Origin of the sequence: Rhodobacter aestuarii (assembly GCF_900156655.1) — a bacterium.
Classification (GTDB): domain Bacteria; phylum Pseudomonadota; class Alphaproteobacteria; order Rhodobacterales; family Rhodobacteraceae; genus Rhodobacter; species Rhodobacter aestuarii.
Genome location: NZ_FTOG01000011.1, coordinates 56,453 through 77,135 on the forward strand (window position 1 = coordinate 56,453; position 20,683 = coordinate 77,135).

The window sequence follows — 20,683 nt, forward strand, 5'->3', positions numbered from 1 at the left end:
GCGAATCCCCTATATGCACGGCTTCTTTAACGCAGGACGCGCCATGACCGAGCCCACTTCCCCCATCACGCAAGACGTGTTGACCGTGCCGCGCAAGCTGCCCGAGGGCGGTAAGCTGAACCTTGTCGGGCTCACACGTGAGGAATTGCGCGCAGCGCTGATCGCGGCAGGCACGCCCGAGAAACAGGCGAAAATGCGCGTCGGCCAAGTTTGGCAATGGATCTACCATTGGGGCGTGCGTGATTTCAGCGAGATGACCAACCTCGCCAAAGACTATCGCGCGCTTCTGGACGCCAATTTTGAAATTGCCCTGCCCGAGGTCGTGACTTGCCAAGTCTCGATGGATGGCACGCGCAAATACCTTTTGCGCATCGCGGGCGGGCATGAGGTTGAGGCGGTTTACATCCCCGAAGAAAACCGGGGCACTTTGTGCATTTCTTCCCAAGTGGGCTGCACGCTGACCTGTTCTTTCTGCCATACGGGCACGCAAAAACTGGTGCGCAACCTGACCGCGGGCGAGATTGTCGGCCAAGTGATGGTGGCGCGTGACGATTTGGGCGAATGGCCGAAACCGGGCGCACCGAAGGATGAGACGCGGCTCATTTCCAACGTCGTGCTGATGGGCATGGGCGAGCCGCTTTACAACTTTGAAAACGTGCGCAACGCGATGAAAGTGGTGATGGATGGCGAGGGGCTGACGCTTAGCCGCCGCCGGATCACGCTCTCAACCTCTGGCATCGTCCCCGAGATTGCCCGCACCGCCGAAGAAATTGGCTGCCTTCTGGCGATTTCCTTCCATGCCACCACCGATGAGGTGCGCGACAAGCTGGTGCCGGTGAACAAGAAATGGAACATCGCCACGCTGTTGGACACGCTGCGCGATTACCCGCGCCTGTCCAATTCTGAGCGGATCACCTTTGAGTATGTGATGCTCAAAGGCGTGAACGATAGCGACGACGATGCGCGGCGGCTGATCAAGCTGATCCGGGGCATTCCCGCGAAGATCAACTTGATCCCGTTTAACGAATGGCCCGGCTCGCCCTATCAGCGCAGCGATTGGGAGCGGATCGAGGCTTTTGCCGATATCGTTTATAAGGCGGGCTATGCCGCGCCCATTCGCACCCCGCGCGGCGAAGATATCATGGCTGCTTGCGGGCAGCTGAAATCTGCCACCGAACGCGCGCGGAAATCTAAGGCAGAAATCGCGGCGGAAGCGGGCCAGTAAACGCCGCTTTCTCGCCCGGGCGATGCGCCCGGGCTGCGCGCGTTATTCGCCTTGCCACAGGCACCAATCATGCCCGTAGAAAAAGCGCACCTCGGCGGCCTCTTTTTCAAGCGTGGGCACATCACGGCATTCGGCAACCAGTAACCCGCCCGGATGCGCGGCGAGCCACGCGGGCGCATCCTCTGCGGTAAGAACATCGACCTTTTCGGTCAGGCGCCCTTCAAAACCGAATTCAGAATTGTAGCGCCCTGCAACGGTGGCGAGCCCCTGCGCCTGATGCCCGGCCATTCTCTGAGCAATTGGCGTGCTGTCATAAGCGGGGCCAAGGCCGGTGCTGGCAATCAACCCCACGAAGCCCAAGACCAGCCCCAAACCCGCAAGGCTGAGCCCGATCACCCGCGGCAACAGCCAGACCAAGGCAGCGAGCAAACCGCAAAACAGCGCAAAAGCGATCGGCCCCCAAAGCGGCTGCATCAAAGCCACTGTCTGCGCATCGCCCGCCCCCAAAGCCAAGGCGAGCGGCGCGATCCCGGCCAAAACCAGCAAAGCGCCGACTGGCAGGTGGGACAAACGCCCCCGCGCCTCGGCACTGCCCGAGGTCAGAAAAGCGCGCGCGACGATCAGCGCGAATGCGGGCAGTTCCGGCACAAGGTAATGCACCTGCTTGCCGGAAATGAGCGAGAACAGAAACAACCCCGCCCCTGCCTGCACAACCATCAACCGCAGCGCACGATCCGAGAAGCGCAATTTCGCCGCCCCGCGCCAGAAGCTTGGCGACCAAATCCACGGGAAAAGCGCAAGCGGAAGCGTAGCGAGCAACCACCACATCGGCCGCGCATGGGCGAAGCTTTGCACCGTGCGGCCTGCCGTTTGCTCCCACAAAATCATCCGGCGGTATTCGGCCCCGCCAGTGATCGCGGCGGGCAAAACCCAAAGCGCCACCACCGCAAGCGCCACAGCCAGCGCGAGCCCCGCACCTTTTGCGATCTCACGGCCGGAAGGTCGTGTGCTGGGGTCGGCCCAAAGCGGAACCGCCAAAAGCGCCGGCGCAAGGTGGAACAAGATCACCGGCCCTTTCGCCAAAACCCCAAAGGCCAGCGCGAAGCCAAAGCCGCCCCAAGCGAGGCGATTTCCCCCCGGCGCGCGCAAAGCGGAAATCAGCGCCCAAAGCCCCGCTAAAGTCGCTGTGGAAAGCAGCGTGTCAAACATCGTCGCGCCGCCATAAGCGGCAAAGACGCTGAGCCCGGAAAGCACAATGGCCGCCAAAGCCCCGGTGGCATTATCCCAAAGCCGCCGCCCGAGCGCCCACGTGCCCAAAAGCGTCACCACGGCAAAGAACGGCCCCACCAAGCGGCCCGCAAAGCCGCTCACCTCGCCCACAAGCGTCCAGACAAGGTTGATCAGCCAAAAGAGAAGCGGCGGCTTGTCGGTATAAAGCTCGAAGTTCTTGATCGGCAGAAACCAGCTTCCCTCCAGCCGCATCTCGCGGGCAACGTCGATGTAGCGGGTTTCATCAATCGGCAGGAGCGGGCGTAGGGCAACGCCAATCACCGCAACCACCGCAAAGGCCAAAATCATCGCAACAGCAAAGCCGCTGCGGGCGCGCCCTTCAGGCGGCGCCATTTTGCCAGCTTTCGATGATTTGCACCGCTTCCTCAGCGGTTTCGACAAAGTTCATCAACTCAAGATCCTCGCGCGCAATGGTGCCAGCCTCGGCCAGCATATCCCAGTTGACGACATTCTTCCAAAAATCGACGCCAAACAGAATGAGCGGGATCCGCTTCATCCGATGGGTCTGGATCAGAGTCAGCGTCTCAAACATTTCATCAAGCGTGCCAAAGCCACCCGGAAAGACGCAAACCGCCTTGGCCCGCATCAGGAAATGCATCTTACGAATGGCGAAATAGTGGAAGTTGAAGCACAAATCCGGCGTGACATAGGGGTTGGGGGCCTGTTCATGCGGCAGCACGATGTTGAGCCCAATGGACTGCCCGCCCGCCTCATGCGCCCCACGGTTGCCCGCCTCCATCACGCCCGGGCCACCGCCGGTGCAAATGACATATTCGCGGCCATATTGTGCCATCGAAATTTCGGTCATCCGGCGGGCGAATTTTAGCGCCTCGTCATAGTAGCGGCTGAGTTCCGCCAAGGCGGGCGTTTTGGCACTGTCTTTCTGCGCGGGGTCCGGGATGCGCGCCCCGCCAAACATCACGACCGTGCTTTCCACCCCGCGCTCATCCATGATGAGTTCGGGCTTAAGCAGTTCCAGCTGCAACCGCACCGGCCGCAACTCTTCGCGCATCATGAAGCCATCATCGGCGAAGGCAAGCTTATAGGCGGGCGCACGGGTTTGTGGGGTATCGGGGGTGTCTTTCGCCGCGCGCGCATCCATCATGCTGTCGCGAAACGGGTGGGACCGGCTGTCGTCTTTCATGATTGGGCTCATTGCACGAAGGGATTTCCCCAACTATAGGGGGAAAAACCTGAATGCCACCTGAAAGAGGAGCCTCTCCCATGTCGAATGCCATGCTTGAAGCCGCGATTGAAGCTGCATGGGAGGTGCGCGACACGATCACCCCCTCGACCGGCGGAGAAACGCGCGAAGCGATCGAAGCCACGCTTGAAGCGCTCGACAAAGGTGTTTTGCGGGTGGCCGAAAAGCAAGACGACGGCAATTGGCATGTGAACCAATGGGCCAAAAAGGCGGTGCTACTGGGCTTCCGTCTGAAAGACATGGAACAGCATGACGGCGGCCCGCAAGGCGGCCATTGGTGGGACAAGGTCGATAGCAAATTCAAAGGCTGGGGCGAGCAAGAATGGCAAGCTGCGGGCTTTCGTGCGGTGCCGCACTGCATCGTGCGCCGCTCGGCCTATATCGCCAAAGGCGCGGTGCTGATGCCGAGCTTCGTCAACCTTGGCGCCTATGTCGATGAAGGCACGATGGTCGATACTTGGGTCACCGTCGGTTCTTGCGCGCAAATCGGCAAAAACGTGCACCTTTCGGGCGGTGTTGGCATTGGCGGCGTGCTCGAGCCGATGCAAGCGGGCCCGACGATCATTGAAGACAACTGCTTCATCGGCGCGCGTTCGGAAGTGGTCGAGGGCTGCATCGTGCGCGAAGGCTCGGTGCTTGGCATGGGCGTCTTCATCGGCAAATCGACCAAGATCGTCGACCGTGAAACCGGCGAAGTGATGTATGGCGAAGTGCCGCCCTATTCGGTCGTGGTGGCCGGGTCGATGCCCTCCAAAGGCGGGATCAACCTTTACTGCGCCGTGATCGTGAAACGGGTCGATGCGCAGACCCGCTCGAAAACCGGTATCAACGAGCTTTTGCGGGACTAAACCATGATCCTTTCGCTGGCAGGGAAAATCCGCGATGCGGTGAATGGGACGGAAATCCCGCACCACATTCGCGGTGGGTTGATGATGATTGATGTCGTCTCGATCGCGCTGTTTCAGATTTGGGGCCTCGAAAAGATGACGGCGATGGTCGAAGCGGCTGAACCCGGGGAATGGATCCCCGGCGCGGCGCTTGTGGCCTATGCCGTAGTTTTTGTCTGGCTGCTGCTGACCGCGCTTAAATCCACCAAGCGCCCGGCGAAGGTCTAAGATGTCCGAAACTCCGGAAAAGCCCGAAAAGAAAAAACGCCCCCAGCAGGTCTACACCCTGCTGGTGGAGGTGGGCCGTTGTGAAAATGATGGCCTGCCCAAAGGCGCCACCGGGGCCGGGCTTTTGTGCTACGCCAGCGGTGTGGATGAGGCAGAAGCCGTGCGCGAAACGGTGGCGATTTTGAAGCAAGCCGATCTCGCGCCGCTCGATGTAACCGGCTACGGCACACTCGCGGAACGCGAAAAGGCGGGCGACGAAATCCCCGAGGAAGAAAAAGCCTTGATGGCCCGCGCCTTGGAAGAAAACTCTGTGATCGTGGCGCAAATGACCCCGTTCATGGGGGAAAAAGGCTAGGCATTTCCCCGCCCGGCGCTTGGCGCGATTGTTGCCAGACCGCTTTGACCTGCTACACTGTTTCGAAACAGCGAACAGTCGGGCAGGTCATGAAACACGCATTAAAACCCCTTGCAATCACCCTATTTGCCCTTTCTGGCATGGCAGCCTGTAGTGGCCCGCTGGAGGGTGGCGGATCGGGCGGCAGCAGCATTGCCGCTATTCCGCGTGTAGATGCGGCCACGCAACAGGGCTTGGATGAGTGGGTGATGAACTTCAAACCTCGTGCCATGGCGGCGGGGATTTCTGAGGCCACGTGGAACCGCGCCATGCGCAACGTGCCCTACAACCCCAAGGTGATCGAGCGCGACCGCTTCCAAGCCGAATTCTCTAAGCCGATCTGGGATTATCTGGACAGTGCCGCTTCACCCGAACGGGTGGCGGAGGGGCGCAAAATGCTTGCGCAGCATGACCGACTTTTGCGCGAGATTGAGGCGCGCTACGGCGTTGAAAAAGAGGTTGTCGTCGCGATCTGGGGGATGGAATCGCGCTATGGTAGCCGCCGAGGCGACACGTTGATCATTCCCGCGCTCGCCACTTTGGCGCATGACGGGCGGCGCGGCGCATTCTTTGAAAGCCAGCTCATTGGCGCGCTGAAGATCATCCAATCGGGCGATATCGACCCCGCGCAGATGACCGGGTCTTGGGCTGGCGCAATGGGGCATACCCAATTCATCCCCACCTCTTATTTGTCGTTTGCGGTCGATTTTACCGGCGATGGCAAACGCGATATCTGGTCAGACAATCCCGCCGATGCGCTGGCCTCCACCGCCGCTTATTTGGCACGCTCGGGCTGGTCAAAAGGCCAGCCTTGGGGGGTTGAAGTCATCTTGCCAAAAGACTTCAACCTTGGCCTGACCGGGAAGGGGGTGAAGAAATCTCCGTCCGACTGGGCCGATCTTGGTGTGCGCGCCGCAGCAGGCGGTAAGGTGGCAAACTACGGCGCAGCTTCGATCTTGCTGCCCGCCGGGGCCGAGGGGCCCGCACTGATGATCTTTGACAATTTCCGCGCGATATCGCGCTACAACAACGCCGATTCTTACGTGATTGGCGTGGGGCATTTGGCGGACCGGATCAAAGGTCAGGGACCGTTCAAAACCCCATGGCCGCGTGAGGGCCGCGCGCTCACCGAGGCCGAGAAGATCGAAGTGCAGGAACGGCTCACCGCAGCGGGTTATGACACGCAGGGCCATGACGGGTTGATTGGCCCGAATACGATTTCTGCCGTGGCCGCATGGCAACGCGCCAATGGCGTGAAGGCCGATGGTTGGGTGACACTGAAGCTGCTTGAGGCGCTTCGCCGCGGCGGTTAAGGCCGCGCGACGGGGCTTTGTTTGGAAAGCTGCACCGCCAAAATCCCAGCCGCAATCACCGCCACGCCAAGAAGATCGAGCCAACCCAACCGCTCGCCCAACACGGCGGCGGCAATCGCCACGCCAAAGAACGGGTTGAGGAAGTGGAAGGTCGCCGCCTTCACCGCCCCGATCCGTGCCACCAGCCGGAACCAGACCCAAGTCGCCAAAAGCCCAGGAATCAGCGTGGTGTAAAGGAAGGCGAGCGTCAGCCGCGTGGTGGGCACGACATGCCAGCTTTCAGTGAAGGCTGAGACGGTGGCGAGAGAGATCGCACCGACAAACATCTGCAAGCCCACGATCATCAGCACATTGCCGCTAGAGGTCGCTCCGCGCACCGAAAGTGTGGCGACCGAAAGCGCAAAAGCCGCAATGAAACAGAGCGCCAACCCAACCGGGTCCACCCCGCCCGAAAGCCGCGCGCCCATGATGATGGAGACGCCCACGACACCAGCAAAGAGTCCCGCAAGACCGAGCGGGCGCACCTTATCGCCAAACACAACACGGCCCATGAGCGCCACCATCAGCGGCATGGTCGAAGCGATGATCGAAGCAACCGACGCCTGTACCCATTGCATCGCTACGAAGTTGAGCCCCAGATAGAGCGCGTTCTGGCAGAGACCGAAAATCAACGTGGCCCGCCATTGCGCACGGCTCAGCCGCCAGCTTTGCCCCATGGCCAGCGCGATCCCGACCCCGATCAGCCCAGAGATCAGAAACCGCCCAGACAGCGCGAGCAAAGGCGGCGCTTCGGCCACGATCATCCGCGCCGAGGTGAAGGCCGAAGACCACATAAGCGCAAAGGCCAAGCCCATCAAAATGGCGCGGATATCCATATTTTCCTCATCGCTGGAAGAACGTCCGAGCAGGGAAGCCAAATTTGCTCCGCTCCGACAAGAAAAAACCTGTATGCAATACAGGTTCATTTCCCGCGGCGCCCAAGAAAAAAGGCCGCCCTGCCGATGCAGGACGACCCAAATTCTTCACATCTGCCCGAAGGCGGATGGATCAGCCGTTGACGCTGTCTTTGAGCGCTTTGGCGATCGTCACTTTGACTTGTTTGTCGGCCGGTTTCATCATCGTGTCGCCAGTGGCCGGGTTGCGCACCATGCGCTCGGGGCGGGCTTTGCACGACACTTTGCCGATGCCCGGCAGCGTCACAGCGCCACCTTCAGCCACTTCTTTGGTCACGACTTCGGCGATGGCGTCGAGCGCAGCCGTGGCGGTTTTCTTGTCCGAGCCCATGGCTTCGGCGAGGGCGGCCACCAGCTGGGTCTTGGTCATCGGTTTCGACATGGGATTTCCTCTCATACACCCCTCGTGGTGGGGTCGATCTGCCCGTCTTTACGGTTTCATGCGCCCCCTAACACACGGTTTTTTTCAACAAGGCAAGCCTTTTCGGGCGTTTTCGGTGAATTTCCACAGCACAATGTGCAGCCCATCACAAGAAGGCGGTCTCGTCAAAAGAACGCAGCTTCCGGCTATGAATCCGCTCCAGCGGCATGTCGCGCAATTTCTCCATTGCGCGCACCCCAATCAGCAGATGGTTCGCCACTTGCGTGCGGTAAAATTCGGTCGCCATGCCGGGCAGTTTTAGCTCCCCATGCAGCGGTTTGTCTGAAACGCACAGCAGCGTTCCATAGGGCACGCGGAACCGGAACCCGTTGGCCGCGATGGTCGCGCTTTCCATATCAAGCGCGATGGCGCGGCTTTGCGAAAGCCGCTGCACCGGGCCGGATTGGTCACGCAATTCCCAGTTGCGGTTATCAATCGTCGCCACCGTACCGGTGCGCATGATCCGCTTGAGTTCATAACCTTCCAACTGGGTGATCTCGGCCACCGCTTCTTGCAACGCCACCTGCACCTCGGCCAAGGCCGGGATCGGCACCCAGATCGGCAGATCATCATCCAGCACATGGTCTTCGCGCAAATAGGCGTGCGCGAGCACAAAATCCCCCAAGCTTTGCGAATTGCGCAGCCCCGCGCAGTGACCAACCATCAGCCAAGCATGGGGGCGCAGCACGGCAATATGATCGGTTGCCGTTTTCGCGTTGGACGGCCCCACGCCGATGTTGACCAAGGTGATCCCGTTCCCATCGGGCCGTTTGAGGTGATAGGTTGGCATTTGCGGCAGCTTGGAGAGCGGCGCAATCGCCCCATCGGGGGTGGTGATCTCCACATTGCCCGGTGCCACAAAGCTTGTGTAGCCCTGCGACGGGTCGGCGAGCATCCGCCGCGCCACCGCCTCAAACTCATCGACATAGAACTGGTAGTTCGTGAACAGCACATGGTTTTGGAAATGCTCAGGCAAGGTGGCCGTGTAATGCGCCAGCCGCGCGAGCGAGTAATCCACCCGTTGCGCCGTAAACGGTGCCAAGTGGCCCGAACCATCCGGGTGCAGCCCTGCCGTGCCATTGACGATGTCATCGTTCATCGAGGCAAGCGAGGGAACGTCAAACACATCGCGCAGGCTGATGCCGAGCGCGCCCTCTTGCGGCACGGTCACCTCCGGCTGGCCAGCAACGGCGAAATGCACCGGGATCGGCGTGGTCGAGGGCCCCACCTGCACCGTGGCACTGTGGTTGCGCATCAAAAGGCCGATCTGCTGCGTGAGGTAATTGCGAAAAAGATCGGGCCGCGTGATCGTGGCGGAATAGGTTCCGGGTTCGGACACATGACCAAAGCTCAGCCGGCTATCGCCTTTGACATGCGAATTCACCGTCAGTCGCACCTCGGGGTAAAAGGCCCGATAGCGCGAGGGAGCGGCGCCAGTTTCCAGCACCTCGTTGAACTTGGTCAGCAAGAACCCCGTCGCCTCGGCATAAAGCGCCTCAAGCCGGGCAACGGCGGCGGCGGGATCGGTGAAGGTTTCAGGGTCGGCGTGGGGTGATATTTGGATCGTCAGCGGGTCTGTCATTCAAACAACTCTGTCAGCTCAAACTTCGTGACGTCGACGAGCCCCAGATCAGAAATGCGGATTTCCGGGATCACGACAAGCGCCAGCAATGAATGTTGCATATAGGCGTTGTTGAGCGAGCATCCACATTGCGCCATCGCTTCCACCATTTTGGCCGCGCGCGCGGCGACCTCTGCCGCCGGATCATCCGACATCAGCCCCGCAATCGGCAAAGGCACGGCGGCAAGCTCGGCCCCGTCTTTCCAAACCGAGATGCCGCCACCCATCTCGCCCAAGCGGTTGGCACAGGCGGCCATGCTGTCGCGGTCGGTGCCGACGACGATCATATGATGGCTGTCATGCGCGACGGTGGAGCCCATCGCCATTTTGCCTTTGTAACCAAAGCCAGACACGAAACCATTGACCACATGGCCAGTGCCCCGGTGGCGTTCCACCAAGGCGATCTGCGCCACGTCTTTAGCTTCATCGGGCTGAGCCAGCCCCTCAGCCACCTGCAAGGTGGCGGTAAGCGCTTTGGTCGGGGCTTGGTTTTCAACGACGCCAATCACCTTAGCGGTGACGCTATTCGCGCCTTCCGGCGCGGCAATGGCAAAGTCTTGTGCCGTCAGTTGTTTGCCCAAATGCACCGTGTTGCGCGCGCTTTCGGGCCAGTCGTAATGCGGGCAAGACACTTTGAGCACGCCCGCCTCCGCCACAACTTGGCCGCGCGCGATCACCACTTCCACCGGAAGGCTAGCAAGGTCCGAAGACAAGATGACATCGGCCCGCCGCCCGGGTGTGATGGAGCCCAATTCCCGCTCCAGCCCAAAATGGCTCGCCGTGTTGAGCGTGCACATTTGTAGCGCGATCAGCGGCTCACAACCGCAAGCCACCGCATGGCGGTAGACGCGGTTCATATGGCCATCGTTCACCAGCGTACCGGAATGGCAATCATCGGTGCACAAAATGAAATTGCGCGGATCAAGGCCCTTTTGGGTGACCGCCGTGATTTGGCTTTCCACGTCATACCACGCAGAGCCCAGCCGCATCATGGAACGCATCCCTTGGCGCACGCGGGCAATTGCATCGGCCTCACAAGTGCCTTCGTGATCATCCGCCGGGCCACCTGCCGCATAGGCGCGGAAGGGGGCGCCCAAGTCAGGGCTCGCATAATGCCCGCCCACGGTTTTATTCGCGTTTTGGGTTGCGGCGATCTCGGCCAGCATCTTTGGGTCGGCATTCACAACACCGGGGAAATTCATCATCTCCCCAAGCCCGATGATGCCCGGCCATGTCATCGCCTCGGCCACATCTTCGGGCGTGATTTCAAACCCGGTCGTTTCCAGCCCCGGCGCAGAGGGCGCACAAGAGGGCATTTGCGTGAAGATATTGACGGGCTGAAGGGCCGCCTCGTCATGCATCATCCGCACACCCTCTAACCCCAACACATTGGCGATTTCATGCGGGTCGGTGAACATGGTGGTGGTGCCATGCGGAATGACGGCAGCGGCAAATTCGGCAGGCGTCAGCATGCCGCTTTCAATATGCATATGCGCATCGCATAGACCGGGCAGCATGTAGCGGCCCTTGGCCTCAATGACTTCGGTTTCGGGGCCAATCGCGGCGCTTAAATCCGGTGCAATCGCGGCAAAGCGGCCCTCGGCGATGGCAATGTCATAGCCCTCCAACACCTCGCGGCTGTGGACATTGACCCATTTCCCTTGCCGGATCACCATATCGGCCGGCGCGCGCCCGGCGGCCACAGCTACAAGGCGCGGCGCGGCTTCAGGCCATGATTTCAGTTGTTTCATCTGTTCCATGCCACAGGGTGCCACCGCTTTTTGCCCTTCGCAAGTGACGAGGTGATGACTAGGTTGCACTTGAGTATAGGAGGGATGATGAAAACGCTGCTTTCTATCGGGCATGGCTATTCGGCGCGGGCTTTGGGGCGACTTTTGTTGCCGCAAGGCTGGCGCATTATTGCGACCACGCGCAGCGCAGAAAAAGCGGAAATGCTGCGCAGCGAAGGGTTGGAAGCGCTGGTCTGGACGGGCGGAGAATTACCGCTGTCTGAGGCCACGCATCTGCTGACCTCCGTCGCGCCAGACAGCAGCGGCGACCCGGTTCTTTCTGCGCAGAAAAAAGCCATTGCCGCAGCGCAGCATTTGAAGTGGGTCGGCTATCTTTCGACCGTTGGCGTTTATGGCGACCATGATGGCGGCTGGGTTGATGAGGAAACGCCACTCACCCCCGGCACCGCGCGCGGCAAAGCGCGCGTCGCAGCAGAGGCGGCGTGGCAAGAGCTTGGCTTGCCGCTGCATATCTTCCGGCTCGCAGGCATTTACGGCCCCGGACGCGGCCCCTTTGCCAAGGTCCGCAACGGCACTGCGCGGCTAATTATCAAGCCCGGTCAGGTGTTTTCGCGCATCCATGTGGCTGACATTGCGCAGGTGCTCGCGGCATCAATCGCGCAGCCCAATCCGGGGCGGATCTATAACCTTTGCGATGATGCCGCCTCCCCGCCCGAAGATGTGCTGGCCTATGCCGCCGAACTGCTTGGCCTGCCGCGCCCGCCCGAGGAGCCGTTTGACCCCGCCACCATGACGCCGATGGCCGCGAGCTTTTATGCCGAGAACAAACGGGTGCGAAATGACCGCATCAAAGACGAGCTTGGCGTGCAACTCCGCTACCCTGATTACAGGGCCGGGCTAGAGGCAATGCTGCGCAGCGAAGCCTAGGCCGGTTGCAGCGCCGCGGGGCGGTCCCGCACTGGCAAATGCACGAGCGCGGAAAACGCGCCAACGCCCACGCCGACCCACCACACCAGCGTGTAATCGCCCGCGATGTCGTAAAGCCGCCCGCCCAGCCAAACGCCCAGAAACGCGCCCAGTTGGTGCGAAAAGAACACGACGCCATAAAGCGTGCCCATGTAGCGCAGCCCGTATAGGTCCGCGACAAGGCCAGAGGTCAGCGGCACAGTGGCAAGCCACAACGCCCCCATAACAAGCGAGAAGATCAGCACCGAGCCGGGGGTGATCGGCAGCAAAATGAAACTGGCCGCCGCGATGGTGCGCAGCAGGTAAATCAGCGCGAGCAGGTATTTCTTGCTCCACCTCTTGCCCGCCCAACCGGCAAAGATCGTGCCCACGATGTTGGCGAGCCCGATCACCGCGATAGCAAAGGCCCCCAGCGCCGATTGCGTTTCGATCCCAAGCGCGGCGAGCATAGAGCCGGGCGGCACCGCCCCGCACATCTCGGTGATCATTGCGGGGAAGTGGGCGGTGATAAAGGCAAGCTGATAGCCGCAAGAAAAGAAGCCCAGAAAGATGAGGATGAAAGACGGGTCGCGCAAAGCCCGCGAAACAACGTCTCCCATGCTCTCTTCATTTGCGGCGGGGGCTGCGCGCGCCGGGCTGCGCAGCATCGGCAGGGCAAAAAGGGCCAGCAAGATCACACCTGCAAACATCACAAAGACCGTCTGCCACGGGAAGTAGGCCAAAAGCGCCTCGGCCAATGGCGCGCCAAAGACTTGGCCTGCGGACCCCGCAGCTGTGGCAATGCCCAGCGCGAGCGAACGATTTTCGGCCGAAGCCGCACGCCCAACGACCGCCAGAATCACCCCAAAGCCGGTGCCTGCAATGCCAAAGCCCACCAGAATTTCCAGCAGATCGTGCTGCCAAGGGGCCGTGGCAAAGGCCGACATCACCAGCCCCGCCGCATACATGAGCGCGCCCAAGGTGATCGCGCGGCGGTCGCCAAACCGCTCGGCCAGCGCGCCAAAGATCGGCTGGCCAATCCCCCAAGCGAGGTTTTGGATCGCGATGGCAAGGCTGAACTCGGCCCGCGGCCAGCCAAACTCCGCCGCAATCGGGATCTGAAACACCCCAAACGAGGCGCGGATCGCAAACCCGAGCATCAAGATGATGGCCCCGCCAATCAGGACGGGGGAGATAAGGCGGCTATCGCTCATGCACGTCTCCCTAGCGCAAGGGCGCCAGTTCGACATGCGTCGGCCCCTGCGTCAATCTGTCATTTGTTCTGGGAACAATCGCGCAGCGGCAGCGCGGCCTGCTGCGCGCCCCGTCGCCAAGCAACCGGTCAGCAGATAGCCGCCCGTCGGCGCCTCCCAATCGAGCATCTCACCCGCAGCGAACACACCGGGGAGGGCCTTTAACTCCAACCCATCGGTCAGAGCGGCGGCGGTGATCCCGCCCGCCGACGAAATCGCCTCTGCCAAGGGCCGGGGGCCAGCATGTCGCACGGGCAGCGCTTTGAGTTTACGCGCCAAGGCGAGCGGGTCATTCGGCAGGGGGCGGCCCCATTCATTTGCAAGCGCGAGTTTCACCGCATCCAACCGCAGCGCTTTACGCAGCCGGTTTTGCAAACTGTCTTTATTGGAAGTGCGGCCCAGCCGATGCGCCACCGCTTCCACATCCAGATCGGGGGCGAGGTCCAGCATCAGCGCCGCGCCATCGCGCACCGGGGCAGAAAGCGCATAGACCCCGCCGCCTTCGATGCCCTTCGCGGAAATCACAAACTCCCCACGGCTCACTTGCCCCGGCACGTAAAGCGCCGCGCCTTTGATGGGCTGGCCCAGATGCGCGGTCATGTGTTTGGACCAATCGACCACAAAGCCCATATTCGCGGGGCGGAAAGGCGCGATTTCCACGCCTTTCGCGGCCATCATCTCGACCCAAGCGGCATCCGAGCCAAGCCGCGGCCAACTCGCCCCACCCAAAGCCAAAATGGTGGCATCGGGGCGCAGGGTTTGCGCGCCATCGGGGGTTTCGAAACGAACCCCATCGGCCTCCAGCCCCACCCAACGCCAGCGCGTTTGCAACACGACCCCCAGCCCCGCAAGCCGCGCGAGCCATGCCCGCAGCATGGGCGAGGCTTTCATTTCCACAGGAAACACCCGCCCGGTAGAGCCCGTGAACAAATCCACCCCCAGCCCACGGGCAAAATCGCTGACCGCATCGGGGCCGAAATCGGCCACATAGGGCCGAACCCACTCGGGCGCATAGGCGTTTAGGAAAAGCTCAAGCGGTTCATCTTTGGTGATGTTCAGCCCAGATTTTCCTGCCATCAGGAATTTGCGCGCGGCGGTGGGCTTGGCCTCGGCCAGCGTCACCTTTGCCCCGGCGCGCGCCAGCACCTCGGCCGCCATCAAGCCCGCGGGGCCTGCGCCAATGACAAGCGCCTGCGCCATCAGAGCTTCGCCGAAATGGAGGCGAGCCGCATCAAAGCGCGCTCCATCACCGCCATTTGCGGCGCTTTGGACGAGGAACGCAGCGTCAAATCGGCCTCAATCAGCACTTTCAGCGCCTCTTCCAGCCGATACATGCCCCATTTCTGTGCCTGCCCCTGAAGCCGATCGCGGCGCGGGCCAAAAACCGGCGGGCGCATCCGTTGTAGGCCCGATCCGGGCCCGCCCGGGTCCGAGGCCGCCATATGCAGCGTGCGAAAATGCCGAAGCGCCATAATCGCAAGCGTGACGGGCTGCACCCCCTGCCCCTCGATCCGCCGCATCATCTGCGCGAGATCGACCACCTTGCCATTGGCAACAAGGTCAAGCACCTCATCCACCTCTGCCTCCACCGTCGAAGGGGCGCAAAGCGTGACCTCATGCGGGGTGAGCGGCGTGCTATCGCCGTGTTTGTAAAGCGCGATCTTCTCGATGGTTTGGCGGAAATCACCGGGGTCTAGCGCGCGCGACAAAGCCAAGATATCGGTCATCGTCTCATTCGGCACATGCGAGAGACCGGCCTTTTTCAAAATATCTTCAATCTCTTCGCGGCTTGGCGGGTCATCATAGATGCCAATCGCATAGGCGTTGGGGTGATTCTCAAATACCTTTCGCAGGGCCGATTTGGCCGTCAGACTCCCAGCGGTGACAATGATCTGCGCATCGCCTGCGGTCCAAGCCTTCACCGCTTCGGCAAAAGCGGGGGCGGTGCCGTCGGTTGCCTCTTCCACAAAGACAACACGCGGGCCGGGAAAGAAGCCAATCTCTTTGATCGCATCAAGCACAAGGCCGGGGCTACGGCGCAAATCCCCGCCCGAAAGCCGGGTCAGCCGCATTTCGGCCTCACCCTCCGGGCCAATCAATGCGGCAATCACCTCTTGGCGGCGCAGGGCCACGCGCATCGCATCGGCCCCAAAGATCAACAAGCCCAAACGCGACGCATCCGGCTTGCCGAAATAGCGCACGGCGGCTGCGCCGGTCAGCTTCATTGCGGCAGGGTTCCGGCCTGCGCCAAAAGCCGGGTCACGATTTGATCTGCCAGCATTCGCATCAGGCGGCGATGCGCATCCTCTTCGGCGGCAGATGTGGCCACCACCGTGCCCGAGGCCGACCAAGAGGTGAAGCTGCTCACCCGCCCCGTCAGCAACACCGCATCGGTGCCCGCATCATGCAATGTGTAATCGACCTGCCCGGCCAGCGAATAGCGCGTGGTCGACCCATCGGGCGTGATCGCCTGCCCCAGAACATCGGTCGAAACTTTGTAGGCGAGCCGATACCGCGGCACCTCTGCCGGGTTCAGCCGCTCAGCGATTCGGCGCACCAAAGCGAAATCATCGCGGCTTTGCGGCGTATCGGGGGCAACGGCCCCCAATAGCTTCGCGCCCCCACCCGCAGGCCCATAGGCCGGGGTGAAACCGCAACCGGCAAGGGCCGTGGCCCCTGCCAGCATCAAGAAGTTACGACGGTCAGATGACCACATTGACGATCCGCCCCGGCACCACGATCAGCTTTTTCGGTTGGCCACCAGCCAACGCCTTGACCACAGCATCATCCGCCAGAACGATCTTTTCAACCTCGGATGCGGGCATGTCTTTGGGCACGGTGATCTCGCCACGCCGTTTGCCGTTGATCTGAATCGGCAAGGTCACCGAATCTTCGACCAAGAGCGCGGGGTCGGCTTTGGGCCACGGCGCTTGCACCACAAAGCCATCGCCACCAAGCGCGGCCCAGATGTCTTCCGCCAAATGCGGCACCATCGGTCCCATCAGTTGCGCCATCAGCTTCATCGCTTCGCGCTTCACCGCGTTCGAGGCGCCCGATTTTTGCATCGTGTTGGTCAGCGTATAAAGCGCCGCAACCGCTTTGTTGAAGGCAAAGCCGTCGATCGAGCGGGTGACTTCATCAATCGCTTTATGGGTGGCTTTCATCAGCGCCGCATCTTCGGCCACGCCTTCGCCACCAGCACCTTCGGCGATCTCATGCGCAATCCGCCAAACACGGCCAAGGAATTTGGAGGTCGCTTCCGCGCCCGAAGCCGTCCATTCCACATCGCGTTCGGGCGGGCTGTCCGACATCACAAAGAACCGCGCCGTATCCGCCCCAAAGGCGGCGATGATGTTCATCGGATCGACCACGTTCTTCTTTGACTTCGACATTTTCGCCGAGGGGATGATCTCAAGCGTTTCACCGGTGGCTTTCACCGTGCCCGCTTCGCGATCCACATCTTCGGGCAGGTGATAGACCGGACGGCCCTTTTCATCGGTGGTTTTGTAGATCTCGTGCGTGACCATGCCTTGGGTGAAAAGCGCGTCAAACGGCTCCACCGCTTTGGCGGGCAAATGCCCGGTCTTGTGCATCGCCCGCGCAAAGAACCGCGAATAAAGCAGGTGCAAAATCGCGTGCTCAATGCCGCCGATATATTGATCGACGTTCATCCAGTAGTCGGCATCTTCCGCCACAGTGGGCGTGGTCGCACGCGGCGCGGTGAAGCGCGCGTAATACCAAGACGAATCAACGAAGGTGTCCATGGTGTCGGTTTCACGCTTCGCCGCCGCGCCACATTTCGGGCAGCTGCAATCGCGCCACGTCGGATGACGGTCGAGCGGGTTGCCGGGCTTATCGAAGGTCACATCATCGGGCAGGCGAACCGGAAGGTTTTCTTTTTTCTCGGGCACCACACCGCAGGCGGGGCAATGCACCACCGGAATCGGGCAGCCCCAATAGCGCTGGCGGCTCAGCCCCCAATCGCGCAGGCGGTATTTGGTGACGCCCTCGCCAAAGCCTTTGTCTTCTGCATAGGCAATGGCGGTCGCTACGCCCTCTTCGCCGGTTTGCACCTCGGCCCCTGCAAAGCCGCGCACATAGCGGACCTTTTCAGATTTCATCGGCACGAAGGCTTCGGTCAGCGCCTCTTCTTCCGCCCCTTCGGCGACGAAGACAGGGTTGATCGGCAGCGCGTATTTCGTCGCAAATTCAAAGTCGCGTTGGTCATGCGCGGGACAGCCGAAAATCGCGCCGGTGCCGTAATCCATCAAGATGAAGTTGGCGATCCAGACCGGAAGCTCCCAATTCGGGTCAAGCGGATGCTTCACGCGCAAGCCGGTATCACGGCCAATCTTTTCCGCCGTTTCAATCGCTTCTTCGGTTGTGCCGCCTTTACGGCATTCGGCCAAGAACTCCGCCAGTTCCGGGTTTTGCGCTTCCAGCAGCTTCGCCAACGGATGGTCGGGCGAAATACCCACAAAGCTTGCGCCCATCAGCGTATCGGGGCGGGTCGTGTAGACCTCGATCTTCTCAAAGCCCTCGGGTGCATCGACCGTGTCAAAGCTAAACTGCAGCCCGCGCGATTGGCCGATCCAGTTCGCCTGCATCAGGCGCACTTTTTCGGGCCAGTCTTTCAACCCATCCAGCGCAGAAAGCAGCTCGCCCGCGAAATCCGAGATTTTGAAGAACCATTGGGTCAGTTCTTTACGCTCCACGAGCGCACCCGAACGCCAGCCGCGCCCGTTTTCCACCTGCTCGTTGGCGAGCACGGTCATATCGACCGGGTCCCAGTTCACCACCGCGTTTTTGCGATACACCAGCCCGGCATCAAGCATGTCGAGGAACATCGCCTGCTGCTGGCCGTAATATTCCGGGTCACAGGTGGCAAATTCGCGACTCCAGTCGATGCTCAACCCAAGCGGTTTCATCTGGTCGCGCATGTCGGCGATATTGCCATAGGTCCAGTCTTTCGGGTGACCGCCCCGTTCCATCGCCGCGTTTTCGGCGGGCATCCCAAAGGCATCCCAGCCCATCGGGTGCAGCACGCTAAAGCCGCAAGACATTTTGTAGCGCGCGACCACATCGCCCATCGTGTAGTTGCGCACATGGCCCATATGGATGCGCCCCGACGGATAGGGGAACATCTCAAGCACATAATATTTCGGGCGGGCCGGGTCGCGGCGCGCGGTGAACACCCCCGCATCATCCCATGCGGCTTGCCATTTGGTCTCGGTTTGGCTCGGCTCGTAGCGCGACATTGCGGCCCCTCGTCTGGTGGATCGTGCGGAAATCTTGCGCCCTGCTATACCGCAGCCGCCCCAAAGGTCCAGAGATCAGCCGCGCAGGCGACAAAAAACCCCGCCAAAGCAGCGCTTGGCGGGGCCGAATAGCACAAGAGCTGCGCTTACATCCCGGAGTCGCGAATCCGCAACTGCCGCGCACGGGTCAAGATCGCATCTTCGACGGCGCGCACGGTTTCCGCCGAAACGGTTCCGCCACGGCTTTCAAGCGACACTTTCAGCGAGCGCGCATCCAGCGCCGGGTCAGAGATGTGAATCGTCGCCTTATAAGCGCGGCCACCGCCCGGCGGGGTGCCATAGCCCGTCACGATCAAGCCCGAGAACGGATCAACCGTTTGAATCGGCAGGAAGTCGAGCACCTCAAGCGAGGCATTCCAGAGGTATTTGTTCACCTCAAGCGTCACATTGGGATCATCGTTGTTGGAAAACAGATCCCACAAGGTCGATTGCTTCGGTTCGGGGTTCATACGCTCCAAAGCGGTTTCTTGTTTGGGCGTCGCTTCGCGCTTGCCGCCCCAAGAAAACAGCTTGCCGCTCGACATGCCACCACAGGCCGAAAGCGAAACCGCTGCGCCCACAAGAATCGCGCCACGCAAAATGCTGGATTTCTTCATCGGATGACCTGCCCCCGCGGCTGAACCTTTTGCCTTTTCCTGTCTCTAGCCGATGCCCCCAGAAGCGACAAGGTTTTTGACTCCTTTAATATGCACCTGCGGGCAATCGCGGCCCACGCGACTGTGGCAAACCTGCACCACGCCCCACCCAATGGCCCAAACCTTCCCCGTTTTCATTGCAATAGAGGCGGAGCAGAGGGAAAAAGCCTCATACCCAACTCGGATTCCCCTGAGTTGGGGCTACCTTGGCAAATGAGGGAAAAGATGAAAAAGGTTCTTATCGCGACGACCGCGCTCGTCATGACCGCTGGCGTTGCTGCCGCTGAAGTTTCGCTCTCGGGCAACGGCCGTATGGGTGTCGTGTATGACGGCGCTGACTGGGAATTCTCGAGCCGCGCTCGCGTTGTGTTCACCCTTTCGGGCACCACCGACGGTGGCCTCGAATTCGGCGGTTCGTTCCGCGCTGACCAAGCTGGCGACGGCGCCACCGGCGCTTGGGGTGCTGACACCGGTAACGCTGGCTCCGTGTACATCTCGGGCGCGTTCGGCAAAATCTCGATGGGCGACGTTGCTTCGGCTCCGGAAGCTCTGTTCGGCGACCTCGCTTCGGTCGGCTACATGGGCGACAGCCAAGGCACTGCCAACGGCGGCACCAACAACATCCCGTACCTGACCCTCGATGACGGCACCCAATCGGCTCTGCTGTACACCTACAGCGCCGGTGCGTTCTCGGTTGCGGCCTCGATGTCGGACGGCATCGGTGAAGACCTCGGCTCGGGCGGCGACGACCAAGTTTACGCCGTTGCTGGTGCCTACACCTTCGGCAACTACACCGTTGGCCTCGGCTACGAAGTCATCGACTGGGATGCCGCGGGCGTGGATAACACCACCCAGCTCGAGCTGGCTGCGGTTGCCACCTTCGGCAACACCGACGTCAAAGCCTACTATGCTGACCAACAAGACGGCATCATTGACGCCGCCTTCGGCATCAGCGCTGCCACCACCTTCGGCGCGACGACCGTTGCTGGCTACGTGCAACAAATCGACGCCATCGGCGGCGGCGACGTGACTTGGTACGGCATCGGCGTTGACTACGATCTGGGCGGCGGCGCTGTCCTCTCGGGCGCGATCCAAGACGACGACGTCACCGGTTCGGACCCGACCGCCAACTTCGGCGTGCGCTTCTCGTTCTAAGTCTTTAGAACAAGAGTTACGGAAAGAGCGGGCCTTGCGCCCGCTCTTTTCTTTTGTGCCCTCGTATGATTTTTTGCCCAAAACGGAGGC

The 20,683-nt window shown here is 61.1% G+C and carries 19 protein-coding genes; 7 read left to right on the plus strand and 12 right to left on the minus strand.

Features of this window, described 5'->3' with window-relative positions:
• Window positions 1-43 precede the first annotated feature (43 nt).
• Window positions 44-1,225, plus strand: a complete 1,182-nt coding sequence (rlmN, locus tag BW967_RS15175; protein ID WP_076485942.1) for a dual-specificity RNA methyltransferase RlmN — start codon at window positions 44-46, stop codon at window positions 1,223-1,225.
• Window positions 1,226-1,267: 42 nt separating this feature from the next.
• On the opposite strand, the gene BW967_RS15180 is transcribed toward rlmN, so the two are convergent.
• Together BW967_RS15180 and BW967_RS15185 are read right to left on the minus strand one after the other, a co-directional pair.
• Entirely contained in the window at window positions 1,268-2,848 is a 1,581-nt protein-coding gene (locus BW967_RS15180; protein WP_076485943.1) for an ArnT family glycosyltransferase, read from the minus strand.
• Complete coding sequence (locus tag BW967_RS15185) at window positions 2,835-3,659, minus strand: LOG family protein (protein WP_076486018.1); 825 nt, start codon at window positions 3,657-3,659, stop codon at window positions 2,835-2,837. The genes BW967_RS15180 and BW967_RS15185 overlap by 14 nt, the downstream gene beginning before the upstream one ends.
• A gap of 80 nt (window positions 3,660-3,739) precedes the next feature.
• Between BW967_RS15185 and dapD the strand changes: the two genes are divergently transcribed.
• The 4 genes from dapD to BW967_RS15205 all read left to right on the plus strand — a co-directional run bounded on the left by dapD (window position 3,740) and on the right by BW967_RS15205 (window position 6,541).
• Entirely contained in the window at window positions 3,740-4,567 is an 828-nt protein-coding gene (gene dapD, locus BW967_RS15190) for a 2,3,4,5-tetrahydropyridine-2,6-dicarboxylate N-succinyltransferase (protein WP_076485944.1), read from the plus strand.
• A 3-nt stretch (window positions 4,568-4,570) separates the two neighbouring features.
• Window positions 4,571-4,834 (plus strand): hypothetical protein, encoded by a 264-nt coding sequence (locus BW967_RS15195; protein WP_076485945.1) that lies wholly within the window; start codon window positions 4,571-4,573, stop codon window positions 4,832-4,834.
• A gap of 1 nt (window position 4,835) precedes the next feature.
• Complete coding sequence (locus tag BW967_RS15200; RefSeq protein ID WP_076485946.1) at window positions 4,836-5,189, plus strand: hypothetical protein; 354 nt, start codon at window positions 4,836-4,838, stop codon at window positions 5,187-5,189.
• Between the two features lie 89 nt (window positions 5,190-5,278).
• A complete protein-coding gene (locus BW967_RS15205) occupies window positions 5,279-6,541 on the plus strand; it encodes a lytic murein transglycosylase (protein ID WP_076485947.1) in 1,263 nt (420 codons plus the stop codon).
• Here BW967_RS15205 and BW967_RS15210 read toward each other — a convergent pair.
• From BW967_RS15210 to ade, 4 genes are all read right to left on the minus strand, one after another.
• Window positions 6,538-7,416: a DMT family transporter gene (locus BW967_RS15210; RefSeq protein ID WP_076485948.1), complete on the minus strand. Its 879-nt coding sequence runs from the start codon at window positions 7,414-7,416 to the stop codon at window positions 6,538-6,540. The genes BW967_RS15205 and BW967_RS15210 overlap by 4 nt on opposite strands.
• A 172-nt stretch (window positions 7,417-7,588) precedes the next feature.
• Window positions 7,589-7,876: an HU family DNA-binding protein gene (locus BW967_RS15215; protein WP_076485949.1), complete on the minus strand. Its 288-nt coding sequence runs from the start codon at window positions 7,874-7,876 to the stop codon at window positions 7,589-7,591.
• 145 nt (window positions 7,877-8,021) lie between these two features.
• Window positions 8,022-9,497 carry an AMP nucleosidase gene (locus BW967_RS15220; RefSeq protein WP_076485950.1) on the minus strand — a complete coding sequence of 492 codons (1,476 nt, stop codon included), beginning with the start codon at window positions 9,495-9,497 and terminating at the stop codon, window positions 8,022-8,024.
• Window positions 9,494-11,296 (minus strand): adenine deaminase, encoded by a 1,803-nt coding sequence (gene ade / locus BW967_RS15225; RefSeq protein ID WP_175610465.1) that lies wholly within the window; start codon window positions 11,294-11,296, stop codon window positions 9,494-9,496. Before ade ends, BW967_RS15220 begins: the two co-directional genes overlap by 4 nt.
• A gap of 78 nt (window positions 11,297-11,374) precedes the next feature.
• Here ade and BW967_RS15230 point away from each other — a divergent pair, with 78 nt between their 5' ends.
• Window positions 11,375-12,214, plus strand: coding sequence for an SDR family oxidoreductase (locus tag BW967_RS15230; RefSeq protein ID WP_076485951.1), 840 nt, complete (start codon window positions 11,375-11,377; stop codon window positions 12,212-12,214).
• Here the strand turns inward: BW967_RS15230 and BW967_RS15235 are convergent.
• The 6 genes from BW967_RS15235 to BW967_RS15260 form a co-directional block, all read right to left on the minus strand.
• Complete coding sequence (locus BW967_RS15235) at window positions 12,211-13,446, minus strand: MFS transporter (protein ID WP_076485952.1); 1,236 nt, start codon at window positions 13,444-13,446, stop codon at window positions 12,211-12,213. The two genes, BW967_RS15230 and BW967_RS15235, sit on opposite strands and share 4 nt — an antisense overlap.
• A 51-nt stretch (window positions 13,447-13,497) precedes the next feature.
• Entirely contained in the window at window positions 13,498-14,685 is a 1,188-nt protein-coding gene (locus tag BW967_RS15240) for a TIGR03862 family flavoprotein (protein ID WP_076485953.1), read from the minus strand.
• On the minus strand, window positions 14,685-15,710 hold the full coding sequence (holA, locus tag BW967_RS15245; RefSeq protein ID WP_076485954.1) for a DNA polymerase III subunit delta: 1,026 nt from the start codon (window positions 15,708-15,710) through the stop codon (window positions 14,685-14,687). The genes BW967_RS15240 and holA overlap by 1 nt, the downstream gene beginning before the upstream one ends.
• Entirely contained in the window at window positions 15,707-16,201 is a 495-nt protein-coding gene (gene lptE, locus BW967_RS15250; protein WP_076485955.1) for an LPS assembly lipoprotein LptE, read from the minus strand. The genes holA and lptE overlap by 4 nt, the downstream gene beginning before the upstream one ends.
• Window positions 16,188-18,743: a leucine--tRNA ligase gene (gene leuS, locus BW967_RS15255; RefSeq protein ID WP_076485956.1), complete on the minus strand. Its 2,556-nt coding sequence runs from the start codon at window positions 18,741-18,743 to the stop codon at window positions 16,188-16,190. The genes lptE and leuS overlap by 14 nt, the downstream gene beginning before the upstream one ends.
• 146 nt (window positions 18,744-18,889) lie before the next feature.
• Entirely contained in the window at window positions 18,890-19,399 is a 510-nt protein-coding gene (locus BW967_RS15260) for a DUF3576 domain-containing protein (protein WP_076485957.1), read from the minus strand.
• Window positions 19,400-19,663: 264 nt separating this feature from the next.
• Between BW967_RS15260 and BW967_RS15265 the strand changes: the two genes are divergently transcribed.
• A complete protein-coding gene (locus BW967_RS15265) occupies window positions 19,664-20,593 on the plus strand; it encodes a porin (protein ID WP_076485958.1) in 930 nt (309 codons plus the stop codon).
• Window positions 20,594-20,683 lie beyond the last annotated feature (90 nt).

Excerpts from the sequence above, each read along its gene's own strand:
- rlmN (WP_076485942.1), top strand. The coding sequence starts at position 44 with ATGACCGAGCCCACTTCCCCCATCACGCAAGACGTGTTGACCGTGCCG.
- BW967_RS15180 (WP_076485943.1), bottom strand. The coding sequence starts at position 2,848 with ATGGCGCCGCCTGAAGGGCGCGCCCGCAGCGGCTTTGCTGTTGCGATG.
- BW967_RS15185 (WP_076486018.1), bottom strand. The coding sequence starts at position 3,659 with ATGAAAGACGACAGCCGGTCCCACCCGTTTCGCGACAGCATGATGGAT.
- dapD (WP_076485944.1), top strand. The coding sequence starts at position 3,740 with ATGTCGAATGCCATGCTTGAAGCCGCGATTGAAGCTGCATGGGAGGTG.
- BW967_RS15195 (WP_076485945.1), top strand. The coding sequence starts at position 4,571 with ATGATCCTTTCGCTGGCAGGGAAAATCCGCGATGCGGTGAATGGGACG.
- BW967_RS15200 (WP_076485946.1), top strand. The coding sequence starts at position 4,836 with ATGTCCGAAACTCCGGAAAAGCCCGAAAAGAAAAAACGCCCCCAGCAG.
- BW967_RS15205 (WP_076485947.1), top strand. The coding sequence starts at position 5,279 with ATGAAACACGCATTAAAACCCCTTGCAATCACCCTATTTGCCCTTTCT.
- BW967_RS15210 (WP_076485948.1), bottom strand. The coding sequence starts at position 7,416 with ATGGATATCCGCGCCATTTTGATGGGCTTGGCCTTTGCGCTTATGTGG.
- BW967_RS15215 (WP_076485949.1), bottom strand. The coding sequence starts at position 7,876 with ATGTCGAAACCGATGACCAAGACCCAGCTGGTGGCCGCCCTCGCCGAA.
- BW967_RS15220 (WP_076485950.1), bottom strand. The coding sequence starts at position 9,497 with ATGACAGACCCGCTGACGATCCAAATATCACCCCACGCCGACCCTGAA.
- ade (WP_175610465.1), bottom strand. The coding sequence starts at position 11,296 with ATGGAACAGATGAAACAACTGAAATCATGGCCTGAAGCCGCGCCGCGC.
- BW967_RS15230 (WP_076485951.1), top strand. The coding sequence starts at position 11,375 with ATGAAAACGCTGCTTTCTATCGGGCATGGCTATTCGGCGCGGGCTTTG.
- BW967_RS15235 (WP_076485952.1), bottom strand. The coding sequence starts at position 13,446 with ATGAGCGATAGCCGCCTTATCTCCCCCGTCCTGATTGGCGGGGCCATC.
- BW967_RS15240 (WP_076485953.1), bottom strand. The coding sequence starts at position 14,685 with ATGGCGCAGGCGCTTGTCATTGGCGCAGGCCCCGCGGGCTTGATGGCG.
- holA (WP_076485954.1), bottom strand. The coding sequence starts at position 15,710 with ATGAAGCTGACCGGCGCAGCCGCCGTGCGCTATTTCGGCAAGCCGGAT.
- lptE (WP_076485955.1), bottom strand. The coding sequence starts at position 16,201 with ATGTGGTCATCTGACCGTCGTAACTTCTTGATGCTGGCAGGGGCCACG.
- leuS (WP_076485956.1), bottom strand. The coding sequence starts at position 18,743 with ATGTCGCGCTACGAGCCGAGCCAAACCGAGACCAAATGGCAAGCCGCA.
- BW967_RS15260 (WP_076485957.1), bottom strand. The coding sequence starts at position 19,399 with ATGAAGAAATCCAGCATTTTGCGTGGCGCGATTCTTGTGGGCGCAGCG.
- BW967_RS15265 (WP_076485958.1), top strand. The coding sequence starts at position 19,664 with ATGAAAAAGGTTCTTATCGCGACGACCGCGCTCGTCATGACCGCTGGC.